Below are 20,806 nucleotides of genomic sequence, written 5' to 3' on the forward strand. Positions count from 1 at the left end.
CAAGCCGTGGCGATCAATAGGATCGTGGCAGGCCCATGACCTTTTCGCCGATAAAGCTCAGGCACAGTTCGCGGTTCACCGGCGCTGTGCGCAGCAGGCGGACCAGCGGGTACATTTCGTAAAGTCCCGTATCTTCGGTAAAGCCCGATCCACCATGCGCCTGAAGCGCCGCGTCGACCGCTTCGATCCCGGCTTCGGCGGCGGCATATTTCGCCATGTTCGACGACGCACCGGCAGGCAGCTTGTTGTCGAACTCCCATGCCGCGCGCCGGGTCATCAGACTGGCCATCTCGACCGCTGTGTGCGCCTTGGCCATCGGATGCTGCACGCCCTGGTGCGCACCGATGGGTTGGCCGAACACATTGCGCTCGGAGGCATAGGCCACGCCCTTGTTCAGGGCGAACCGGCCGATGCCGCAGCACAAGGCGGCCAGGATGATACGCTCGGGGTTGAGGCTGTCGAACAGGATCGAGAACCCTTCGTCCACCTCGCCGACCACATCCTCGGGGCCGAGATCCACATCGTCGAAGAACAGTGTCCACTGCTCCTCGGGCAGGGGGATCGAGATCTTCACCCGCTGCTTGTCGACGCCTTTTTTCTTCAGATCCACGGCGAACAGGGTAAAGCCGTCGGTCTTGCGGCTGACCTCGGTATGCGGTTTGGTCCGCGCCACCACGAGGCAGTAGTCGGCCACTTCGGCCCCGGTGATGAAGGTCTTTTCGCCCGACAGGCTGAACCGGTTGCCTCGACGCTTGGCCAGCGTAGTGGCCTTCATCGTGTTAGACCCGGCCCCCGGTTCGGTGATCGCGAAACAGAACTGGATATCACCGCGGCAGGCAGCCGGCAGCAGTTCTTTCTTGTGGAACTCGCTCCCGTGGCTGGCGATATGGGCCAGCGACATGGTCGGCCCGACCACCATCATCAAAAGAGGAATGCCGTGATTGGCGGTGCCCTCCATGAACAGGGCCATTTCGGTCATACCAAGGCCCGCGCCGCCATATTCCTCGGGCACCATGATGCCGAGGAAGCCGTCATCGGCGATCTGGCGGAACATTTCGTGCGGAAACTCGTGCTTGCGTGCGTGTCTCAGCCAGTAATCGTTGTCGAACTTCTGCGCCAGCTGGCCGCCATAGTCGTAAATCTGGCGTTGTTCGTCGTTCAAAATGAAATCCATGCTTCGTCCTCAAGCCTTGAATTCGGGGGCGCGCCGGTTCTCGAATGCATCGAGGCCCTCGGCCACGTCATCGCTGGGCAGTGCGCGCACGGCGGCATCGCGCTCAAGCCGCATCTGCTGGTCGATACCAAGGTCCGCGCCTTCGCGCGCCAACCGCTTCATCTCGGCGATGCCGGGACGTGAACGGGTGGCGATTTTCTCGCAGTATTCCAGCGCAGACTTGTGCAGGTCCGCATCCGGCACGATGTAGTTGACCAATCCGGCCTCTTTGGCCTCGTCCGACTTGAGCCAGCGGGCCGAGAACATCAGGTCGAGCGCCCTGCGCTGCCCCATCAACCGTGTCAACCGCTGCGAGCCACCCCAACCGGGAATCAGCCCGAATTGCGCGTGCTGATCGCCAAACTGGGCGCTTTCGGCCGCGAAACACACATCGCATGCCAGCATCAGTTCGATCCCGCCGGCCAGACACAACCCCTGCACTGCCACCACGACAGGGAGGGAGGAGGTTTCGAGCGCACGCAGGTTGTTCATGCCAAAGGCGATGAAATGGTCCAGCGCGGCGGGATCGTTCAATTTACCTTTCACTTCCACCAGATCGGCACCGGTGCAAAAGTGCTTGCCCTGCGCCCGGATGAGGATCGCCCGAATAGCGGGGTTCGCCTCGAATTCCGCACGCGCGACAGAAATACGCTCATGCACCTCAAGTGACAGGCAATTGAATTTCTCGGGGCGGGCCAGTTCGATGATGCCGGTGTTGCCCTCGGAAGTGACGAGGATGGGGTCGCTCATTTCGAGGCTCCCTTCGCCTTCTTGTCATACTGCAGCGCCATGCGACCGACCTTCTCGCGGGCGATCACCAGCTTCTGGATCTGCGCGGTGCCGTCACCGATCTGCAAGCCGAGCACATCGTTGTAGCGCTGGTGGTGGGGCAGGTCGGTGGTGTAGCCGTAATGTCCGTGCAGGATCAGGCACTGGTGCAGGATCTCGCAGGCGGTTTTGGGCAGGTACCATTTGCACATGGCGGCCTGAGAGGTGTGGGGCAGGCCACGGTCGCGCAGGTCCAACGTGTAATAGCAAAGCTGGCGCATCATGGTCAGTTGGGTCTCGGCCTCGGCCAAGGGAAAGCTGACACCCTGATACTGCACGATCGGGGCTCCGAATGCCTCGCGCTCCTGAACGTAGGCCCAGGTTTCATCCACCGACGCTTGCGCGGCCCCCAGGCACTCCAGCCCGATCAGTGCGCGGGAATAGTCGAAGCCCGCCATGATCGTGCCAAAGGCATGGTCCTGTTCCGCCATCATGTTTTCAGCCGGCACGAAAACATCGTCAAAGAAAACCGAGCCGCGCCCGACAGGCTTGGTGCCGATGTCGTCAAAATGGGTGCGCTTGATGCCTTCCTGGTTCAGATCGACGAAAAAGGCGCTGACCCCGCGTGAGCCGCCATCAGGATCGCCGGTACGGGCAAAGACGACCGCCGCATCCGCCTGACTGGCAAAACTCATGGATGTCTTTTCACCGTTCAGCCGCCAGCCGTTGCCGGATTTCTCGGCCCTCAGAATCAGGTTCGCCGCATCCGAACCGCCGCGCGGCTCTGTCAGGCCCAGGCCAATGACCGCATCACCCGAAACAACCTTGGGCACCCATTCCGACGCGATGTCCTTGGAGGCATGTTTGGCAACCATTCCGCCCATGAGAGAGCCCAGAAGCTGCACGTAACTTGCGTTGAAATCGGCATAGGCGATCTCTTCGACGATCAGCCCTGACGTGACAGAGCTTTCGCCGAGACCCCCGAATTCCTCGGGCAGATCGGCCCCGATCAGCCCCAGTGCGCCCATCTCCTTGATCAGCGCACGGTCGAATGTATGGCCGCTGGCGCGTTCTTGATATGTGGGCGCAAGCCTTTCAGTTGCGAAGCGCTTTGCGGTCTCGCGAAACGCCTTCTGATCGTCTGTAGGCTGGAATTGCATCGGTGCTCCTCCCCATGAGCGAAAATCTTCTTTCCAAAAATCTAACAAATGTTAGAATGTAGATCAAGTGCAGTTTTGAGGAGGAGAACCAAAGTGAAAAATAGACCAGATGGAAGCTTTGAAACCATGCTCTCGCCCATCCGCGCAGGCCAGCATACATTGCGAAATCGTGTCATCATGGGGTCGATGCACACGCGGTTGGAAACCGAGCCTGACGGCATAGCCAAACAGATCGCGTTTTACGCCGAGCGTGCGCGGGGGGAGGCGGCGATTCTGGTCACCGGCGGGTTTTCGCCCAATGCCGAGGGCATATTCGATCCAGAAGGTCCGAGAATCGATGACCCGGAAGAAGCGCTTGACCTGCGCCCGATCTGCGAGGCGGTGCAGGCCGAAGGCAGCCTGGTCTGCGCGCAACTCCTCCACGCCGGGCGCTATGCCAAGATCGAAGGGTGTGTGGCCCCGTCGCCGATCCGCGCCCCGATCAACCGTTTCATCCCGCGTGAAATGACCGAAGCCGACATTCTCCGTACCATCGAGGATTTTGCCGTAGCGGCCGCCAATGCGCTGGCCGCAGGCTTTGATGGCGTCGAGATCATGGGGTCCGAGGGATACCTGATCAACGAATTCACCGTCACCCACACCAACAAGCGCCAAGACGACTGGGGCGGCAGCGCCGCGAACCGCCACCGATTCCCGGTCGAGATCGTGCGCGCGGTGCGCGAACGTTGCGGCCCCGACTTTCTGGTCATCTACCGGATTTCGGCGGCCGATCTGATCGAGGGCGGCGCGCCCGCCGAAGAAATTGCCGCACTGGCCCGCAAGATCGAGGCTGCGGGTGCGGATATCCTGAACACCGGCATCGGCTGGCATGAGGCCCGCGTGCCGACGATCGCCTACCCGGTGCCGCGCGGTGCCTGGCGCAAGGCGGCAGCCAACGTCAAAGCGGCGGTGTCGATCCCGGTAGTCGCCTCGAACCGGATCAATACACCCCAGCTTGCAGAAGACATACTTGCCTCTGGCGATGCGGACATGATCTCGATGGCGCGCCCGTTTCTGGCCGATCCGCATTTCGTGAAAAAGACGCGCGAGGGCCGCGCAGACGAGATCAACACCTGCATTGCCTGCAACCAGGCCTGCCTGGATTTCATTTTTTCGGACCGGCCGGTCGGATGTCTGGTCAATCCAAGGGCCGGGCGTGAAACGGAATTCCGGGATACGCCAACCGACACGCCAAAGAAAGTGGCCGTCGTTGGCGGTGGTGCCGCGGGCATGGCCACAGCCGCCGAGGCGGCACGGCTGGGCCACGATGTCACCCTGTTCGAAGCGCAGGACAAATTGGGCGGTCAGCTGAATCTGGCCCGCGCCGCACCAGGCAAGGACGAATTCGACGAAACCCTGCGGTATTATGCCGGTCAGATGCAGAAACACGGGGTCACGCAGCGTCTGGGACAGCGGGCAGAGGCGAGCGATCTTGAGGGATTTGACCATGTGGTCATCGCCACCGGGGTCACGCCGCGCATTCCCGACCTGCCGGGTATCGACCATCCCAGCGTCGCGACCTACGCCGAAATTCTGTCCGGTGACCGCGAGGCGGGCGACCGTGTCGTGGTGATGGGGGCGGGGGGCATCGGTCATGATGTGGCCGAGTTCCTAGTGACCAAACCCGCCGAGACCGCGAATTCCGACGTCTTTTGCGAAACCTGGGGAGTGGACCCCGAGTTTGTCTCCTCGGGTGCCCTGGCGGGCGACCCTCTGGCACCGAAGCCGTCGCGCCGCAAGGTCGTCATGCTGCAGCGCAAGACCGCTAAACCGGGCGCGGGGCTTGGTGTTTCGACAGGGTGGATCCTGCGCAACGCGCTGCGCAAACATGGGGTCGAGGCAATGGGCGGGGTGACCTATGAACATATCGACGATGCGGGGCTGCACATCGTCGCGGACGGAAACCCGACGGTCATCGCAGCCGATACAATTGTGCTGTGCACCGGTCAGGAACCGGAACGGGCCCTGGCCAAAGAGGTTGTAGCGCGCGGCGTCCCGGTTACGATGATCGGCGGGGCAAAGGAGGCCGCCGAACTGGATGCGCTGCGCGCCATTGATGAGGGCGTGCGCCTGGCGCAGGATCTCTGAACCGAGGCTCGGGCAAGGGGGAAACTATGCTGACCGACGTCATCCGCGCGGGGCGCGCTGATCTGTATTCGATCTTTCGAACCCGCGCACATGACTGCGCCCGCGCCCTCGCCATCGAGGACGGCAGCAGAAAACTGACCTATGCAGAACTGCTGGAGCGGGTCGATCGTCTGGCGGCTGTATTTCTGGCACGAGGCGTGGCGCCCGGAGACAGGATCGCGATCCTGTCGCATAACCGCTCAGAATACCTGGAGGTCGAACTTGCAGCAGCGGGAATCGGCGCGATCGTCGCCTGTCTGAACTGGCGGCTTGCCCCCGATGAACTGCGGCACTGCATCGATCTGGTCGAGCCGGTTCTCGCGGTTGTCGAACCGGAACTTTCAGAAGCTTACCGCGCCGTCGCGTCGACACCCTGTCTAACCGTCGGGCCAGACCTGGAAACGGCCATTGCCGGGGTCGAGCCGGACCCGCGCACCGGAACCATGGTTGACGACCCCGAGGCCGGTCTGACGATCCTCTATACCTCGGGGACCACGGGCCTGCCCAAGGGGGCGCATATCAGCCACCGCGCGCATATCGCCCGATCCATGGTTTTTGCGGCCCAGCTGGCGCTGGATCCCGGCGACGGGTTCATCGCCTGGGCGCCGATGTTCCACATGGCCTCCACCGATCATGCGCTGGCAACGATCCTGCGGGGCGGGACCGTGGTGATGGTGGACGGGCTGCAGCCCGCCGTCATCAACGAGGCGCTGTCACGCCACAGGATCGGCTGGTTCGTGATGATGCCCGGGGCACTGGAGGCTTTTATTAACGAACGGCACGCCAACCCTTTGCCGCTGAAGGGGATCAAGGTTTGCGGCGCAATGGCTGATCTGGTGCCGCCGCATCAGATCGCGGAACTGACCGGTCTTCTGGACACGCCCTATCTGAATTCCTTCGGGGCGACCGAAACCGGCCTGCCGCCGGGAACCGCCGATCTGATCGCGCCGGGTGTGACCCCGGACCGGCTGTCCAAGCGCATCAGCGCCTTTTGCGAGGTGCGGCTGGTCGATCCCGACGACCGCGAAGTCCCCGATGGAACGCCGGGCGAAATGGCGCTTCGGGGTCCGACGCTGTTTTCCGGGTACTGGAACGCCGACGACACCAATGCCCGTGACTTTCGCAACGGCTTTTTCCACATGGGCGATCTGTTCCGGCGCAATGCGGACGGCACCGTCGACTTTGTGGATCGGGCGAAATACCTGATCAAGACCGGAGGTGAAAACGTCTATCCGGCGGAAATCGAACGTGTGCTTCTTTCTCATCCCGATGTGATCGATGCCGCCGTGGTAAGGGCCTTCGACGCGAAATGGGGGGAAAGCCCGGTGGCCTTTGTCGCCTGTGACGATGACGGGCCGGATGCCGAGGCGCTGCTGAACTTGTGCCGCGAAAGCCTCGCTGGCTATAAGCGACCACGCGAAATTCGCTTCATCGCGTTCGAGGATTTTCCCAGATCGACCAGCGGCAAGATCCAGCGGCATATCCTCGAAGCCCGGCTCGCAGATTAATTTTCGCTCTGACCCGATCGTCAGCCAGCCACGCCAGTTCGCCCCAATAGCGATAAAAGCGTTCTTATCCTCGTTGCCACGAGCTTCTTATCCCCGCCCTTTGGAGTAACCCCCTGAAAGTGATCCACCATCTGGGATAGATTGACCCGCGATTGAAGCGCAGCCCTCTGTCGGACTACACGGCTAGGGTTTTCCGGGTGTTTGAGCTCAGGAGGATTCGTAGATCCCTGAGCCATTCATCAGTGCGATCGGTGGTTTGTTCCCGGTTGCGCTGTGGGGGCAGCAGTAACCCGGCGCATCGCACCGACGGGCATGGACTGCCGGCAATTGCCGGTTGGGGCTGCTGCGGGCCTTCAAGGGAAAGTCGGCGACTATCCGATGTGCGGGACAAAGCGGACATTCGCCAAGCGACCTCAAACGTCCGGTTCTGTACTGCGGCCCGACAAAACGATATCAAGTGATCAGCGGTCAGCCGATCGCACCTGTGTAACTGTCTTCTTCGGCCCTCCTGTCTGCATGATCTGGGACAGGTAAGAATTGCGCCGTCTGATGAAGTCACGCAGAAGGGTCGGGTAATCTTCACTGACGGCATTCTTCACAGAAACCCGACGCTCCAGTTCATGTCGCCAGGCCCTTACACGGGCAAGCCCTGTGAAGACGCCAAACTCTCCGATGGTGTCAAAAACGTCGAAATAGCGGAAGACCGGGCCGAATACGACATCGACGAGGCTGAACCGGTGGCCATCGAACCATGGTCCCTCCCCAAGCTCCGCGTCCAGCCGAAGGAACTTTGCGCGGAGCGCCGCCACTTTTTCTTCCAACGCTTTCTCGTTCGGCGCCGAGTAGAACCCCGCAATGTCGTTCAAGACAGCAGATCCAAATTCAATCCAGGCACGGTGGCGGGCGCGATCGAGAGCGTCGTGCGGATGAAGCGCGTGGGGTTGTGTATCCTCAAGATATTCGAGGATAACCGCAGATTCGAAAATCGGCGTCCCGTCCACAACCAGGACAGGCGTCTTGCCCAGCGGAGATATGGCAAGAAACCAGTCGGGCTTGTTCGAAAGATCGATGTCAGTTCTCTCGAACGTGACACCTTTCTCAGTGAGCGAGATCGCCGCGCGCTGCACATATGGGCAGAGCGCATGGCTAATGAGGTGGAGGCTCATGTTGTCTCTCCCGCCATCTGCACGTTACCGGGCGCGAAGGAAGGGCTGAGGGCGAAACGGCCGTCGCCCAGAAGCCCTTGCACGATGGCAAGCAGCGTCAGATAGGCCGGGTATTCCCACCCGCCGTTCTCGTATCCGAACATCCAGCCGTTTCCGGAGTGAGCCCAGGTCGCACCGGCCAGGATGGGCACGGTCGCCGACGCGACCCACCGAGCCTGTACGCCGAGGACCAAAAGGGCACCGGCAATCGCCTCGACTGCAAAGACCATATAAGCAAACCAGCCGGGCAGCCCGATCGAAATGAAGAACTGCGCCGTTCCGGGAAGTGTGAAAATGAAGAGCTTGAGAAACAGGCTGTGCGCCAGGAACATGATCCCGAGTGCTATACGGAGCAGGAATAATCGGCGACCGCACTGCTAAAGGCTAACATTACCGCTTGGCAGGTCTGAACCTGCTGGCGGCGATCTGGATACCGCGCGCGCCTACGGGAAACGGTTGGCCGAGGTCGCGAGCCGCTGGAACAGCTGATCCAGCTGTCTGAATAATCGGCCCGGCCGCCCGGATCGGATGTGCTGCGGCCGGGTTGCGCTCAGTCCGCGACCCCCGCCCGCCCGATCAGCGCCATGAGCGTTCCGGTCATCGTTGCGACGAGCTTTTCATCCTGGCTCTTCACGGCATAGGCACGCGCCTCGCATATGGTCAGCGTCCTGCCTGGTTTCACCACGTCAGCGACGAAGCGAAACCGTTCGCCGTCCGCCGGGTTGAGTAGGTTGATCTTGAATTCGGCCGTCAACACTGCCGCGTCCGCTGGCATCAGCGAAAAGGCCGCGTATCCGCAGGCGCTGTCCAGCGCTGTCGACAGGATTCCGGCATGCAAAAACCCATGCTGCTGGGTCAGTGCAACCTGATGTGCCATTTCCAGAACGATGCGGCCGGGTAACAACTCGGCAATGCTGATCCCCAACGTGTTCATCACCTTCTGGCGATCGAAACTGTTGCGCACGCGTGCGTCATAGTCGGGGTTTTTCGGTTTGAATTGTGTCATGGCGGGTCTTCCTCTTCGATTTCATTCGTCAATGACCAATCTTAGGCGGTCTTTGAGGCGCGTATCTTGTAGCGAAAGGTCAAAACGACGCGGAATAGACAGAGCGCGCAACGCGCCGGGCGGTTTGCCGGCGAAGATCCGGCAAGCGGCGGACAAGTGAGATTGATCGTAGTATCCGGCGTCCAGCGCCAGATCGCTCAGCAGCAGGGTCTTTGACGCAAGCTGCCCGAGAGCCCGGCGAAAGCGTCGCAAGGTCGCAAGCCGCCGCCGCGACACGCCGGTTTCCGCCCGCACCTTTCGACGTTTGGTCCGGTCGCTGTAAGCTCCGGTTGGTGCGGCAAAGCGCAGGTCTCTCGCAAGGCCGTCAAGCACCGCGATGAGCGCAGGCAGGTCATCGTCCCCGTTCTGAACCCGGGCCAGTTCTGAGGCCAGCATGTCCAGCCCTTTGGAGTCGGGAAATCGCTGCGGTCGTGACGACAGTCGCAGCCCGGCCACGACACCCAGGAATGGCCTTGGGCGGGGCGAAAAATAGGGGCGCGGTTCTGCCAGCGATACGCGCCCGCCGCCGCTGTCGTAGCGCGTTACCGAAAGGGTAAAGAGGTCGGTTGCGAACCGCCCGTGTCCACCACCGCTCAGCACACCGGTATCGCGGAACACGAACAAATGGTCGATCTGTTTGGCCGCTTCCTCAGGCGGAGCCAGTTCGAGATAACGCGGCGGCTCCATCAGGTTACTTGACGAAAGCATCCCGGTTCTCGGCGACGAAATCGGCAAATCGGCGCGCCGGGCGTCCCATCACATCACTGACCGTGGTCTCGATGCCGGCAAGGTAGCCCTTGGGCGCGATGGAAGCCAATTCGACCATGGCTCTGGCGACCTCGTCCTGCATTCCGCCAGCCACCATGCCCGCCTTGGCATTTTCGGCCGACAGGGACACGCACGACACTGTTCGTCCCGTCACCCCGGACAGAAGGGCCGCGATGTCATCCCCTGCAAGAGCTTCGGGCCCGGTCAGGCCAAGAGCCTTGCCTTCGTAACCCGGAGCGGTCAGCGCCTCGGCGGCGACATCCGCGATGTCGCGGGCGTCGATCCAGGCCACGGGGCCGCCCAGATCGTCATAGTACACGGCGTCCTTTGCAATGTTGCCGGCCTGCCACAGCAGGTTCTGCATGAAATAGGTCGGCTGGACAAAGGTCCAGTCAAGGCCGCTTTGCTTCAGCAGCTCCTGGGTTTCGGAATGCCACTTTCCAAAGGTCAGCCCCGCCTTGGGCGACGCGCCAAGCCCCGTGGCCACAACGATATGGCGCACGCCCGCGGCCTTGGCCGCCTCGATCACGTTCGCCTTCCACTGGCGCATGTTCAGATGGGCAGGCGTGACCAGGTATATCTTTTCTGCCCCGTCACAGGCCCGCGCCAGCGCGGCAGGGTCCGTGAAATCCGCTGCGACCGCCTCGCATCCTTTGGCCCTTAGCGCATCTAACTTGGAGGGGGCGCTGGTGACAGCGCGCACGGACGCGCCTTTTGCCAGAAGCGTATCGACGAGGGGCGCGCCAGTCGTGCCCGTGGCTCCGAAAACAGTGATCATGACTTTTCCTTTTGCAGGTCTGCGATGGGCTGAATGGTTTCCGGGTTGCTGATCGACGACAGATCGCCCGGATCTTCACCGAGAAAGGCGGCACGCACGACACGGCGCATGGTTTTCATGCTGCGGGTCTTGGGCAGCGCTTCGACAAAGTGGATCTCGCGCGGGCGGAAGGGCTTCGAGACGATCTCTCCGACACGATCCTTGAGCCGGTTCACGAGCTCCGCGTCCGGCGACACATTTGGGGCCGCCACGCAGACGCAGACGACGGCCACGCCCTTGATGTCATCAGGTGCCGCGATGGCAGCGGCGTCCACCACCTCTCCGGTTTCGGTCAGGGCCGCCTCGATCTCGGGCGGGCCGATGCGTTTGCCGGCGATGTTCAGCGTGTCGTCCGACCGGCCCAGGATATACCATGTCCCGTCCGGATCGCAGCGCACCCAGTCGCCGTGCCGCCAGAGGCCGGGGAAGGTGGACCAGTAGGTTTCAAGGTAGCGATCGCGGTCCCCCCAGATGGCCGGGGTCAGACCCAGAGGCGGCTGGGTCACGACCAGTTCGCCGACCTCGCCCGGTGCGGCTTCGCTGCCGTCCTGGCGCAGAACCTTGGCCCCGACACCCAGGGCCTGGGCCGAAAATCCGCCGGGCTTGAGCTCGTGCAGCACGGTCGAGGTCAGGATCGCGCCAAAAAGCTCGGTCCCGCCCGAGATGTTCAGCGGCACGGCGCGGCGGCGACAGATATGATCGAGCTGCCAGAGCCAGGCATCCTCGGTCCAGGGCTCGCCGGTCGAGGCGACGATGCGCAGGGACGACAAGTCGTAGCCCGACAAAGATTCAGTATCCTGCGTCATGAACTGCCGTACCAGGGTCGGGGCCACGCCGAGATGCGTGACCTCCATCTCGGACGCAAGACGCAACAGCCTGAAGGGATCGCCGGGCATTGATGGTGCGCCCTCGGCCAGCACCAGAGTCGAACCGGACAAGAGCACCGACAAAAGGGTAAGCGGTCCCATGACCCACCCCATGTCGGTCATCCAGAGGTGCCGGTCATCCCGTTTCATGTCGAGGCAAAGCAGGAAATCGGCCGTGGCCTTGGCCTGCACGCCCAGATGGGTATGCACGACGCCCTTGGGCCGTCCGGTGGTGCCTGACGTATAGGCGATCAGAAAGGTGGCTTCGGCCTTGACCGGAACGGCGGCAAGCTCCGGACTGGCGCGGCCCACGGTTTCGCTCCAGTCCAGATCGCGGGCGGGATCGGCTACCGCACCGCCGAACCGTCGCAGGCTGATCACGGTATGAACCGATGGCACGTCGGTCAAAGCCTGGGCGAGGCTCGCCTCCATCCAGACCGGCTTGCCTCGCCGGGGTGTGGCATCCGCTGTCAGCACCGCCACGGCATCCGCGTCGTTCAGGCGCGATACGATGGCATGAGGCGCAAAACCGGAAAACAGCGGCACCGCAACCGCGCCCAGCCGGGCAATCCCCAGAAGCGCGGCCTCGATTTCGGGGATCATCGGCATATAGATGCCCACCGCCTGACCGGGCCTTACACCGCGCGTGGCAAGGGCCGAGGCAACGCGGGAGGCTTCGGCGGTAAGGTCGGAATAGGTCCAGCGGCGGCGGCTTCCGTCTTCGCCGACCCAGTCGATTGCGACCTTGTCGCCCAAGCCATCGACAATTCGGGCGTCAAGACAGGTTTCCGTCAGATTCAAAGTACTCCCGACGGCCCACCGGATCGATTCGGGCCCTTCGGAGATATCTCGCAACCGGCTGTAGGGCCGCGCGAACCGTATCCCGGCATGGTCAATGATCCGGCCCCAGAACCAGTCTGGGTCTTCATTCGAACGGCGGACGAGTTCCTCGTAACTGTCAATGCCGCAGCCCGTCAGAAATGCGGTCAGAGTGCTTGTCCGCTGGATGTCAGAGCCTGGCTGAAACATTCGCAACCTTTCTAGAATGAAAAAGGGCCGCACAAAAGGCGCGGCCAGTCGGGGAGGTAACTCTTTTGGCACGGTTTGGCAGCAACGCCTGGTGTCCGGCGCTGCTGTCATGGCTTCAACCGTGCATGGACAAGCCGCCCGAAACCGAAATCACCTGGCCGGTAATGAACCCTGCGTCGTCCGACGACAGGAAGCAGATGATGCCAGGGTAATCCGTCGGCTGCGCCAGGCGCTTCATCGGAATCGCCCGCTTGAGACCTTCGGCGATCTTTTGACCTGCCTCGCCCTCGGCAAATTGAGCGAACAGAGGTGTGTCGGTCGGTCCCGGGGCGACCGCATTCAATTGTATACCTTTGCGCGCCAGCTCGCGCGCCACGGTCTTCGTGAACGAAATGATGCCGCCCTTGCAGGCTGAATAAACCGCCTCGCCGGATGACCCGACACGACCAGCGTCAGAGGCGATGTTAACCACGCGACCGCCGCCGCTCTTGACCATGCCCGGAAGCACCGCGTGATGCATGTTGAGCGGGCCGTAAAGATTGATGTCGATAACCTTTTTCCAAAGATCGGCATCGGTGTCGAGAAACATTCTGCTGACGTCCCAGCCGGCGTTGTTCACCAGCACATCAATCGGGCCGCCGGATTCGAACTCGGCCACCGCCGTGTCGACTTGACTACGGTCGGTGATATCTACCTTGAAGGCCTGCGCCTTCCCGCCAGCCTCGGTGATCAGTCGGACAGTTTCCTCCGCCCCATCCTTGTTCAGATCGAAAACGGCAACTTCGGCGCCCTCTTCGCCGAACCGTTCGCAAACTGCGCGGCCAATGCCGCTTCCACCGCCGGTCACAATGACCCGTTTTCCACTCAACCCTCGCATGGAGGTCCTCCTCTTCCGATAAACCTTTGTCAAGAACTTGATTCGGAACGTTCCTTGGATTATTCTAACATTTGTTAGATTTAATGCAATGGACAGTCTCGTGTCCCGCAAGTATCGAAATGAAATGGTACACAAGACTGACCCCCCCAGGACACTGAGCGAAGACTTGAGCAAGTCTGAGAGGACACGTGAGGGTATCCTTTCGGCGGCTGCGCGACTTTTTCGGTATGAAGGCTATCACGCAACGACTATGCGCGACATCGCGCAGGAAGCTGGCATTGAGGCCGGCAGCATTTATTATCATTTTCAATCCAAGGACCAGATTCTGAGCGAAGTTCTCGATCTTGGCGTCCGTCAACTATATCAGGCGGTCAGTGAAATCGTTCGGTCGGCACCGACAAGTTCGGAGGATTTTCGCAAGACTTTCGGACTGCTGATTGAAACACACCTTGCCTACCTATTGACCGACAGCGACTTTACGTCAGCCAATATTCGGAACTATCCGATGTTGTCGGACGAAACACGCGCCCCGCATCGCGAATTGCGTGCATCATATGCGGGTGCCTGGGGCAAATTCCTGAATGACGCCAAACGCGCCGACCACCTTCGAAGCGACATATCCACTGCTGTGATCCGCCAGTTCATCCTGAGTGCCATGAACTGGACCGTAGAATGGTACGATGTCGACTCGTATCCGGTGCGCATACTCGCGGAACGAATGAGTAAGCTGATACTTGACGGAATGTGTCCACATCGCAAGGCGGATACCGAAGGCTTGAAGCTGTGCCCCGCCACTACCGCCAAAACCCCGGATCCCGACAGCAAGGCGGCTAAGACCCGTGCAGAAATTCTAAAGGCCGCAGCGCGCGTTCTGAGGGACAATGGCTACAAGGCGACCACGCTGAGAAAGATCGCGGAAGAAGCGGACATGAAAGCGGGCAGCGTCTATTACCATTTCAACTCCAAAGAAGCGATCGTTGACGAAGTTCTAAACGCCGGACTGAGGGACTTGCTATCAGGTGTCGAAGCCGCCGCCGTTCGGAAATTCGATGCCCCGTACGATCATCACGCCAAGATAGCGACTGCAATCTGGGCGCACCTGGATTTCCTCTTCAAGGCAAGTGAATTCACCTCGGCGAATATCAGAAGCTATGGAATGCTCCCCAATCATTTCAGGGAGAGGCACAGGGGTATTCGCCATGAGTATGGAAAACTCTGGGATCGGATACTCCGTGAAGCTCAGGACGACGGTGCCATACGGTCGGATATCAAGATCGTCCCCTTGCGCCAAGTGATGTTGGGTGCCTTAAACTGGACGGTGGAATGGTTCGACCCGAACAAGGCAGGAGTGGAAGGATATCTATCACTGCCTGAATTCTCCAGCATGCTCATCAATCTGCTATTGGAAGGCATTTGTAACCGGGAAGCGACCCCGTCCACAGGACAAGGTAGCCCTGAAAGCGGTTGCCCCGGTCAGACCAGAAGGAAGTGATACAGCCCTTCGGCAACCGCCTTTTCCCGATCCGTCTGCCAGCTGAGCACGCTGACGCTTGCCATCCGCTTGCCTTTGCGCGTGACGTTAGCGCGCGCAAAAAGCGGTCCCTTCACACCGGGTCTGAGGTAATCGACGGTCAGGTTGATCGGCTTGGCCGGAACGTCGGCGAAATCGGGCTGTACCGCGATGGCGGCAGTGGCCTCCATAAAACTCGCGATTATGCCGCCATGGTAGTACTCCATGATCGGGTTACCGATATGGCGGTCATCAAAGGTCATTTCCGCCTCAGCATGGAGACTGTCTAGACTTCTGACCTCAAAGTTGAGAAATCGGAAGAACGGCACCCGGGATACATTGGCATTGACAGTTTGCACGTCCATCACGAGGTTTTTCCTTTTGTCATTGCGTCAAACAGGCTGGTTTCGCCGCGCGTCAATGCAAACGAGGCGGTTCCCCTAGCTATTTCAGCATCCTCATGGCCCGCGAACCAGACGCTGCCGGAATTGAAGGCGATGTGGCGGGTCTTGCGAAAACAATGCGCTTGAACGATGACATCCGCGCGCGAACGGGCCGGGCGCAGGTAATCAACTCTGAGGTCAAGAGTGGCCATGGTACTGACGCCTTCGATGGCAACAAAGTTCGCCAGTCCAAAGACACTGTCCAGAAGTGCCGTCAGGATACCACCGTGGAGCAGCGATTGTTCCGCATCGACGCAAAAGTCCGGATTGAACGGCATCCGAACCCGAACACCTTCCGTCGAGACCTCTTCGATCTCAAGCGCCATATGCGTTATCAGACCCTTGCCGCGCGCATTCCACATCTGCGCGATTTGCTCCATCTTCTTTTGGGTGATGTCTGACATGCGATCTTTCCTTTAACGCCCCGTGAAATTGGGTTTTCGTTTTTCGACGAACGCAGCAACCGCCTCGTGGTGGTCTTCGGTCTGATGCATGAGCGCCTGATAGGCCGCCGCGGAATTCAGGAAATCCGGCAGGTCCATCCGTTCGGCATTGCGCATCAGACGCTTGGCGACCCGCACCGCGCGCGGCGGTTTCGCGGCGATGACAGCGGCCCGTTCACGGGCCCGTTCCATCAATTTTTCATGAGGCACAAGTTCAAGCACCATACCAAGCTCCAGCGCTTCCTTGGCCTCGACCATGCGCCCCGAGAAGGTCAGATCGGCGGCCTTCTGGTGGCCCAGACGACGCAACAGGAACCAGCTGCCCGCATCGCCCGGAATGATTCCGAGATTCAGAAACACCTCGCCGAACCTTGCTTTTTCTGACGCGATGCGCATGTCGCACATCATGGTCAGGTCGCACCCCGCGCCCACCGCCGGGCCGTTGACTGCGGCGATCGTCGGAATATCCATGTTGTAGAGCGCAAGCGGCAGCCGCTGCACCCCATCAACATAACTCTGCGCCGCCGCCAGCGGCTCCTTGCGGAACACGCTGTCGGGATCGTTCATCTCCTTGATGTCCCCGCCTGCACAAAAGGCCGGGTCGGCCCCGGTCAGGATCATCACGCTGACCTGAGGATCGGCCTGCACCTTGGCGAAGGTCTCCAGAAGGGCAGCGATCATGTCGTTGCCGGTGACCGGGTTGCGCCGCTCGGGGTCGTTCAGCGTAACCGTAGCGATCCTGTCGGAAATCTCCAGAAGGACGGGCTGTTTATTCATTCTTGCCATCTCCCCGTTCGCGTTTCTCGAACATCGCGGGGTTGATCATGTCCCGCGCGTCATGACCCATATGCAAGGTTTCACCGCCGTCTACATAAATGTCTTCTCCGGTGATGAAACCGCCAAGTTTCGAGGCCAGGAAAATGATCGTGCCTGCGATGTCCTCGGCCGCCCCCATCCGGTTTAGCACCGAGCGGTTCAGCTTTTTCCACTGTTCCGGCGGAATCGGATAGCGGCCAAGCGCATCGGTCTTGATCGTGCCCGGCGCGACACAGTTCAGCCGGATGCCGTACTCGCCCCATTCGGCGGCCAGCGTTTTCATCATGCCCGTCACACCGGCGCGGGCGGCGACGGTGTGTGTAAAGCCGGTAAGCGCGGTGCGCGCAGAGATGGCGGTGACAAACACAACCGATCCACCATTGTCGTACATGAAGTGATCCGCCGCTGCCCGGGTCATCTGCCAAGATCCGATCAGGTTGTTGCGGATCACGGCTTCGAAGCCCTTGTTGGTGATATCGCGGGCGGCCGCGATATACTGGCCGCCGGCATTGTTCACCAAAACATCCAACTGCCCATAGTGGTCCTTGATCCGCCCCATCGCAGCTTCGATACTGTCTTCGTCGCGGGTGTCTCCGGGCACGACAAAGGCCTCGCCCCCCGCCGCCCGGATCATTTCGGCGGTCTCTTCCAGCGGCTCTTCGCGGCGCGCGAACAGCGCAAGCCTTGCCCCGCAAGCGGCCATTTCGATCGCCGTCGCCCGGCCCATTCCAGATCCGGACCCCGTGACCAGGGCAACTTGACCCGCCATGAGATCCGACGCGTAACGCCTTGATTTCGCTTCGCTCATGTTCCGCCCCTAGTTCTTCAGCAATTCGCCAGAGATGATGAGTTTGCGAACCTCCTGGGTGCCTGCGCCGACCTCAAGCACGCGACCGGTCCGGTATAGCCGGTTCACTTCTGTATCACGCATGTAACCCGAGCCGCCGTGAATCTGGACAGCTTTGTCCAGCACGAAGGATGTCGCCTCAGCGGCCTTGTAGATCGCCGCAGCGGTGAGCTTGTGTATTTCGCCGCGCCCGCCTTCGCCCTCTTCGAGGCCTTCACACATGGCAGCGGTGCGCAAGGACAGGCTCCGCGCGGCCTCGATCTGCGTATACATGTCGGCCAGCATCGCCTGAACCATCTGAAAACTGGCGATCGGTTTGCCGAATTGCTGGCGTGTCTTGGCGTAATCGATGGAAATATCCAGCGCCCGCTGCGCAATGCCCAGAGCGTTGAAACAGACGATGGCACGTTCCAGATCAAGTCCGGACATGGTAACGGCAACCCCGCCATCCAGCTTGCCGACCATGTTTCTGGCCGGAACACGGCAATCTTCGAATACCAGTTCGCCCGTCGGCGAGCCCCGGAATCCCATCTTGTTCAGCTTCTGCGCCACCTTGAAACCGGGCGTGTCGGTTTCCACGATAAAGGCGGAAATGCCCTTGGCCCCTTTTTCGGGCGATGTCTTGGCATAGACCAGCACCAGATCGGCAATCGGCCCATTGGTGATGTAGATCTTGGCGCCGTTCAGGATGTAGTCGTCGCCATCCTTTTTGGCCGTGGTCCGCATCGAGCCAAGCGCATCAGACCCCGCGCCGGGTTCGGTCAGACCCAGGGCACCCACCAGCGTGCCGTCGCACAGACCTGGCAGGTATTTTCGGCGCAACTCGTCATTGGCGTTGCGATAGATATTATTGACGCAGAGGTTGTCGTGCGCCACATGGGTCAGTCCGATGGCCGCCGAGGCGCGCGACATTTCCTCGGTGATGATACAGGCCGAGGTAAAATCGAGCCCGGCACCGCCGAATTCCGTCGGCACGTTCAGTCCCAGGTAGCCCATTTCGCCCAGCTTGGGGAAAACCGAAGACGGCAGGTCATCAGTATCGTCCATTTCCGCATTCAGATGGTGGAATTCGGACATGAAGAACTTGCCGGCCTGATCGGCCAGGGCCTGCTGTTCGTCCGTCATGAAATGTGTTGGCAGAGCGGTGTCGTTGCGCAGTTGCTTGTTCATTGTCTCGTCCCCCTCAGGCGCGCAAAAGTTCTTCGGCAATGATGATCTTGCGGACTTCGCTTGTTCCCGCGCCGATCTCCAACAATTTGTTGGCGCGGAACAGCCGGTTGATCTCGGTGTCCTGCATGTAGCCAGAGCCACCATGAATATGACAGGCTTCGGTCACCGCCTTGTTGAATGCCTCGCCTGCGTAAAGACAGGCCGCCGCGGTCAGTTTGTGGATTTCGCCACGGCCCCCGGCCCCTTTTGGTAGGCCCGTACAGGCGGCCAGTGCCCGATAACCGAATGCGCGCGCGGTTTCGACCTCGGTGTAGATCTCGGCCAGTTTCGACTGCATCATCTGGAAACTTGCAATCGGTTTGCCGAATTGTTCGCGAATCTTGGCGTATTCCAGCCCTAGTTCCAGGGCGCGTTCGGCCATGCCAACGCAGACTGAGGCAACCATAGCACGCTCCAGATCCAACCCGCTCATTACCACCGAAACGCCGGTGTTTTCCGGTCCAACCATGGCGGATGCGGGTACGCGGCAATCCTCAAACACCAGTTCTCCGGTTGGCGAGCCGCGAAAGCCCATCTTGTCAAGCTTTTGCGCCACCTTGAAACCGGGATTGTCCGTCTCGATGATGAAAGCAGAAATGCCCTTGGCGCCCTTCGACTTGTCGGTTTTGGCATAAAGCAGGATCACATCGGCAATGGGGCCGTTGGTGATGTAAATCTTCGAGCCGTTGATGACATAATCATCACCGTCGCGGCGGGCAGTTGTGGCCATGGATCCGAGCGCATCGGATCCCGCACCCGGTTCGGTCAGGCCCAAAGCACCAACCAGCTCGCCCGAGCAAAGGCCCGGCACGTATTTCTTCACATGCTCTTCGGATCCATTGCGCAGCAGGTTATTCAGGCACAGGTTGTCATGCGCCCCGTGTGAGAGGCCCACAGCCGGATTCCACTTCGAAATCACCTCGGACACCAGCGCCTGGGTGAACTCGTTCTGTCCCGATCCGCCAAGCTCTTCGGGTGCGGTAATCCCCAGCAGGCCCAGCTCGCCCATCTGCTTGAACAGATCATCGGGCCACCATTCCTCGTCATCCATACGCGCTTGCAGTGGGTGTAGCACCTCGCGCGACACCCGATCCACGTGATCGACGATCTGCCGTTGCTCATCAGTCAAAGAATAGTTCGCCCTGATGGCTTCCAGATCAGCCGAGATGGCCTCACTTTGAGTGGTCATATCATCCTCCCGAAAAATGTCGTCCGCCGTGTTGACCAAAATCAAACATATGTTAGAAAATAGATCAAGCCAAGCTTTTGACGACCTGACGTAAGAAAGCGCGGTGTCCTGCAATACAGAGGGGGGGGGAGCTTCGGAAATGACTGAGAGCGTTGTTCAATCGCAGGCGCTCGGCAAAGAAGTGCGTATCACGATTCGACGTCCTGACAATCGAAATGCCCTCAACCGTGAGGTCGCAGACGGGATCATGGTCGCCATATGTGCTGCCGAGAGGGACAGCGATTGCCGCGTGATCGTTCTGACCGGCGAGGGCGAGCGCGCCTTCTGTGCCGGGGGCGACATCAAGGCGGGGGCGGATGGCGGCCCGTTTGTTCAGGATCCGGCGGACCCGGATCATTTTGCCGGAAGGTTGTTCGAGACGATACAGGCGTGCCGAAAGCCAACGATCGCGCGCATCAATGGCGTCGCTATGGGGGCAGGAGCGGGCATCATCTGTGCCTGCGATCTGGCTGTGATGGCGGATCATGCTCGCATCGGAACGCCGGAAGTGAAGGTGGGTCTGTTTCCCATGACGATCGTGCCACCCATGATGCGCGTGCTGCCCCGGCGGAGGCTGATGGAGATGTTCATCACCGGCGTTCCTCTGACGGCCGAGGAAGCCCTGCAGTTCAATCTGGTCAACTATGTGACCGATGCCGCGGGGCTGGACGACAAGGTTGCAGAACTGGTTGCCCAGATCGCCGCGCAGTCGCCGAGCGCGATCCGGCTGGGAAAATACGCCTGTCACGCGATGGAGGACATGACCTATCCGCAGCAGATGCGGTTTGCAGAAACACTGTTACCGCGTGTGGCGCAGACCGAAGACGCGCGCGAAGGCTTTGATGCCTTTATTGAGAAGCGCAAACCCGAATGGACGGGCCGCTGATC

The 20,806-nt window shown here is 60.5% G+C and carries 20 protein-coding genes; 4 read left to right on the forward strand and 16 right to left on the reverse strand.

Going from position 1 to position 20,806, the window contains the following annotated elements; genetic code table 11:
* Nucleotides 1-13: 13 nt before the first annotated feature.
* The 3 genes from ACGYK2_RS15510 to ACGYK2_RS15520 are packed head-to-tail and all read right to left on the reverse strand — an operon-like array spanning nucleotide 14 to nucleotide 3,141.
* Nucleotides 14-1,174 (reverse strand): acyl-CoA dehydrogenase family protein, encoded by a 1,161-nt coding sequence (locus tag ACGYK2_RS15510; RefSeq protein WP_027264402.1) that lies wholly within the window; start codon nucleotides 1,172-1,174, stop codon nucleotides 14-16.
* 9 nt (nucleotides 1,175-1,183) lie between these two features.
* A complete protein-coding gene (locus ACGYK2_RS15515) occupies nucleotides 1,184-1,963 on the reverse strand; it encodes an enoyl-CoA hydratase/isomerase family protein (protein ID WP_027264403.1) in 780 nt (259 codons plus the stop codon).
* Nucleotides 1,960-3,141 carry an acyl-CoA dehydrogenase family protein gene (locus tag ACGYK2_RS15520; RefSeq protein ID WP_043753664.1) on the reverse strand — a complete coding sequence of 394 codons (1,182 nt, stop codon included), beginning with the start codon at nucleotides 3,139-3,141 and terminating at the stop codon, nucleotides 1,960-1,962. The genes ACGYK2_RS15515 and ACGYK2_RS15520 overlap by 4 nt, the downstream gene beginning before the upstream one ends.
* A gap of 126 nt (nucleotides 3,142-3,267) precedes the next feature.
* Here ACGYK2_RS15520 and ACGYK2_RS15525 point away from each other — a divergent pair, with 126 nt between their 5' ends.
* On the forward strand, nucleotides 3,268-5,268 hold the full coding sequence (locus tag ACGYK2_RS15525; protein WP_394374338.1) for an FAD-dependent oxidoreductase: 2,001 nt from the start codon (nucleotides 3,268-3,270) through the stop codon (nucleotides 5,266-5,268).
* Nucleotides 5,269-5,294: 26 nt separating this feature from the next.
* Nucleotides 5,295-6,815, forward strand: coding sequence for a class I adenylate-forming enzyme family protein (locus ACGYK2_RS15530; RefSeq protein ID WP_152467131.1), 1,521 nt, complete (start codon nucleotides 5,295-5,297; stop codon nucleotides 6,813-6,815).
* Between the two features lie 461 nt (nucleotides 6,816-7,276).
* Here ACGYK2_RS15530 and ACGYK2_RS15535 read toward each other — a convergent pair whose 3' ends face one another.
* From ACGYK2_RS15535 to ACGYK2_RS15565, 7 genes are all read right to left on the reverse strand, one after another.
* Nucleotides 7,277-7,981, reverse strand: coding sequence for a glutathione S-transferase family protein (locus ACGYK2_RS15535; RefSeq protein WP_043753650.1), 705 nt, complete (start codon nucleotides 7,979-7,981; stop codon nucleotides 7,277-7,279).
* Entirely contained in the window at nucleotides 7,978-8,376 is a 399-nt protein-coding gene (locus ACGYK2_RS15540) for a DoxX family protein (RefSeq protein ID WP_394374339.1), read from the reverse strand. Before ACGYK2_RS15540 ends, ACGYK2_RS15535 begins: the two co-directional genes overlap by 4 nt.
* A 194-nt stretch (nucleotides 8,377-8,570) precedes the next feature.
* A complete protein-coding gene (locus tag ACGYK2_RS15545; RefSeq protein ID WP_152467132.1) occupies nucleotides 8,571-9,026 on the reverse strand; it encodes a PaaI family thioesterase in 456 nt (151 codons plus the stop codon).
* Nucleotides 9,027-9,047: 21 nt separating this feature from the next.
* Complete coding sequence (locus tag ACGYK2_RS15550; protein ID WP_394374336.1) at nucleotides 9,048-9,752, reverse strand: helix-turn-helix domain-containing protein; 705 nt, start codon at nucleotides 9,750-9,752, stop codon at nucleotides 9,048-9,050.
* Nucleotides 9,753-9,756: 4 nt separating this feature from the next.
* On the reverse strand, nucleotides 9,757-10,611 hold the full coding sequence (locus tag ACGYK2_RS15555; RefSeq protein WP_152467134.1) for an SDR family oxidoreductase: 855 nt from the start codon (nucleotides 10,609-10,611) through the stop codon (nucleotides 9,757-9,759).
* Complete coding sequence (locus ACGYK2_RS15560; RefSeq protein ID WP_197918524.1) at nucleotides 10,608-12,545, reverse strand: AMP-binding protein; 1,938 nt, start codon at nucleotides 12,543-12,545, stop codon at nucleotides 10,608-10,610. The genes ACGYK2_RS15555 and ACGYK2_RS15560 overlap by 4 nt, the downstream gene beginning before the upstream one ends.
* A 115-nt stretch (nucleotides 12,546-12,660) precedes the next feature.
* Nucleotides 12,661-13,422 carry a glucose 1-dehydrogenase gene (locus ACGYK2_RS15565; protein ID WP_152467136.1) on the reverse strand — a complete coding sequence of 254 codons (762 nt, stop codon included), beginning with the start codon at nucleotides 13,420-13,422 and terminating at the stop codon, nucleotides 12,661-12,663.
* A 124-nt stretch (nucleotides 13,423-13,546) separates the two neighbouring features.
* On the opposite strand from ACGYK2_RS15565, the gene ACGYK2_RS15570 reads away from it, so the two are divergent.
* Nucleotides 13,547-14,914 carry a TetR/AcrR family transcriptional regulator gene (locus ACGYK2_RS15570; protein ID WP_394374340.1) on the forward strand — a complete coding sequence of 456 codons (1,368 nt, stop codon included), beginning with the start codon at nucleotides 13,547-13,549 and terminating at the stop codon, nucleotides 14,912-14,914.
* On the opposite strand, the gene ACGYK2_RS15575 is transcribed toward ACGYK2_RS15570, so the two are convergent.
* The 6 genes from ACGYK2_RS15575 to ACGYK2_RS15600 are packed head-to-tail and all read right to left on the reverse strand — an operon-like array spanning nucleotide 14,896 to nucleotide 19,879.
* Nucleotides 14,896-15,297: a PaaI family thioesterase gene (locus tag ACGYK2_RS15575; RefSeq protein WP_028093915.1), complete on the reverse strand. Its 402-nt coding sequence runs from the start codon at nucleotides 15,295-15,297 to the stop codon at nucleotides 14,896-14,898. The two genes, ACGYK2_RS15570 and ACGYK2_RS15575, sit on opposite strands and share 19 nt — an antisense overlap.
* Nucleotides 15,297-15,779, reverse strand: a complete 483-nt coding sequence (locus tag ACGYK2_RS15580) for a PaaI family thioesterase (RefSeq protein WP_027264417.1) — start codon at nucleotides 15,777-15,779, stop codon at nucleotides 15,297-15,299. The genes ACGYK2_RS15575 and ACGYK2_RS15580 overlap by 1 nt, the downstream gene beginning before the upstream one ends.
* Before the next feature lie 12 nt (nucleotides 15,780-15,791).
* On the reverse strand, nucleotides 15,792-16,595 hold the full coding sequence (locus ACGYK2_RS15585; RefSeq protein ID WP_152467137.1) for an enoyl-CoA hydratase-related protein: 804 nt from the start codon (nucleotides 16,593-16,595) through the stop codon (nucleotides 15,792-15,794).
* Nucleotides 16,588-17,442, reverse strand: a complete 855-nt coding sequence (locus ACGYK2_RS15590) for an SDR family NAD(P)-dependent oxidoreductase (protein ID WP_057796873.1) — start codon at nucleotides 17,440-17,442, stop codon at nucleotides 16,588-16,590. Before ACGYK2_RS15590 ends, ACGYK2_RS15585 begins: the two co-directional genes overlap by 8 nt.
* Nucleotides 17,443-17,451: 9 nt before the next feature.
* Nucleotides 17,452-18,651: an acyl-CoA dehydrogenase family protein gene (locus tag ACGYK2_RS15595; protein WP_152467138.1), complete on the reverse strand. Its 1,200-nt coding sequence runs from the start codon at nucleotides 18,649-18,651 to the stop codon at nucleotides 17,452-17,454.
* Between the two features lie 13 nt (nucleotides 18,652-18,664).
* Nucleotides 18,665-19,879: an acyl-CoA dehydrogenase family protein gene (locus tag ACGYK2_RS15600; protein ID WP_152467198.1), complete on the reverse strand. Its 1,215-nt coding sequence runs from the start codon at nucleotides 19,877-19,879 to the stop codon at nucleotides 18,665-18,667.
* 139 nt (nucleotides 19,880-20,018) lie between these two features.
* Between ACGYK2_RS15600 and ACGYK2_RS15605 the strand changes: the two genes are divergently transcribed.
* Nucleotides 20,019-20,804, forward strand: a complete 786-nt coding sequence (locus tag ACGYK2_RS15605; RefSeq protein WP_394374337.1) for an enoyl-CoA hydratase-related protein — start codon at nucleotides 20,019-20,021, stop codon at nucleotides 20,802-20,804.
* Nucleotides 20,805-20,806: the final 2 nt, after the last annotated feature.

Source organism: Sulfitobacter sp. 1A10359, assembly GCF_043558145.1.
GTDB classification, from domain to species: Bacteria; Pseudomonadota; Alphaproteobacteria; order Rhodobacterales; family Rhodobacteraceae; genus Sulfitobacter; species Sulfitobacter faviae.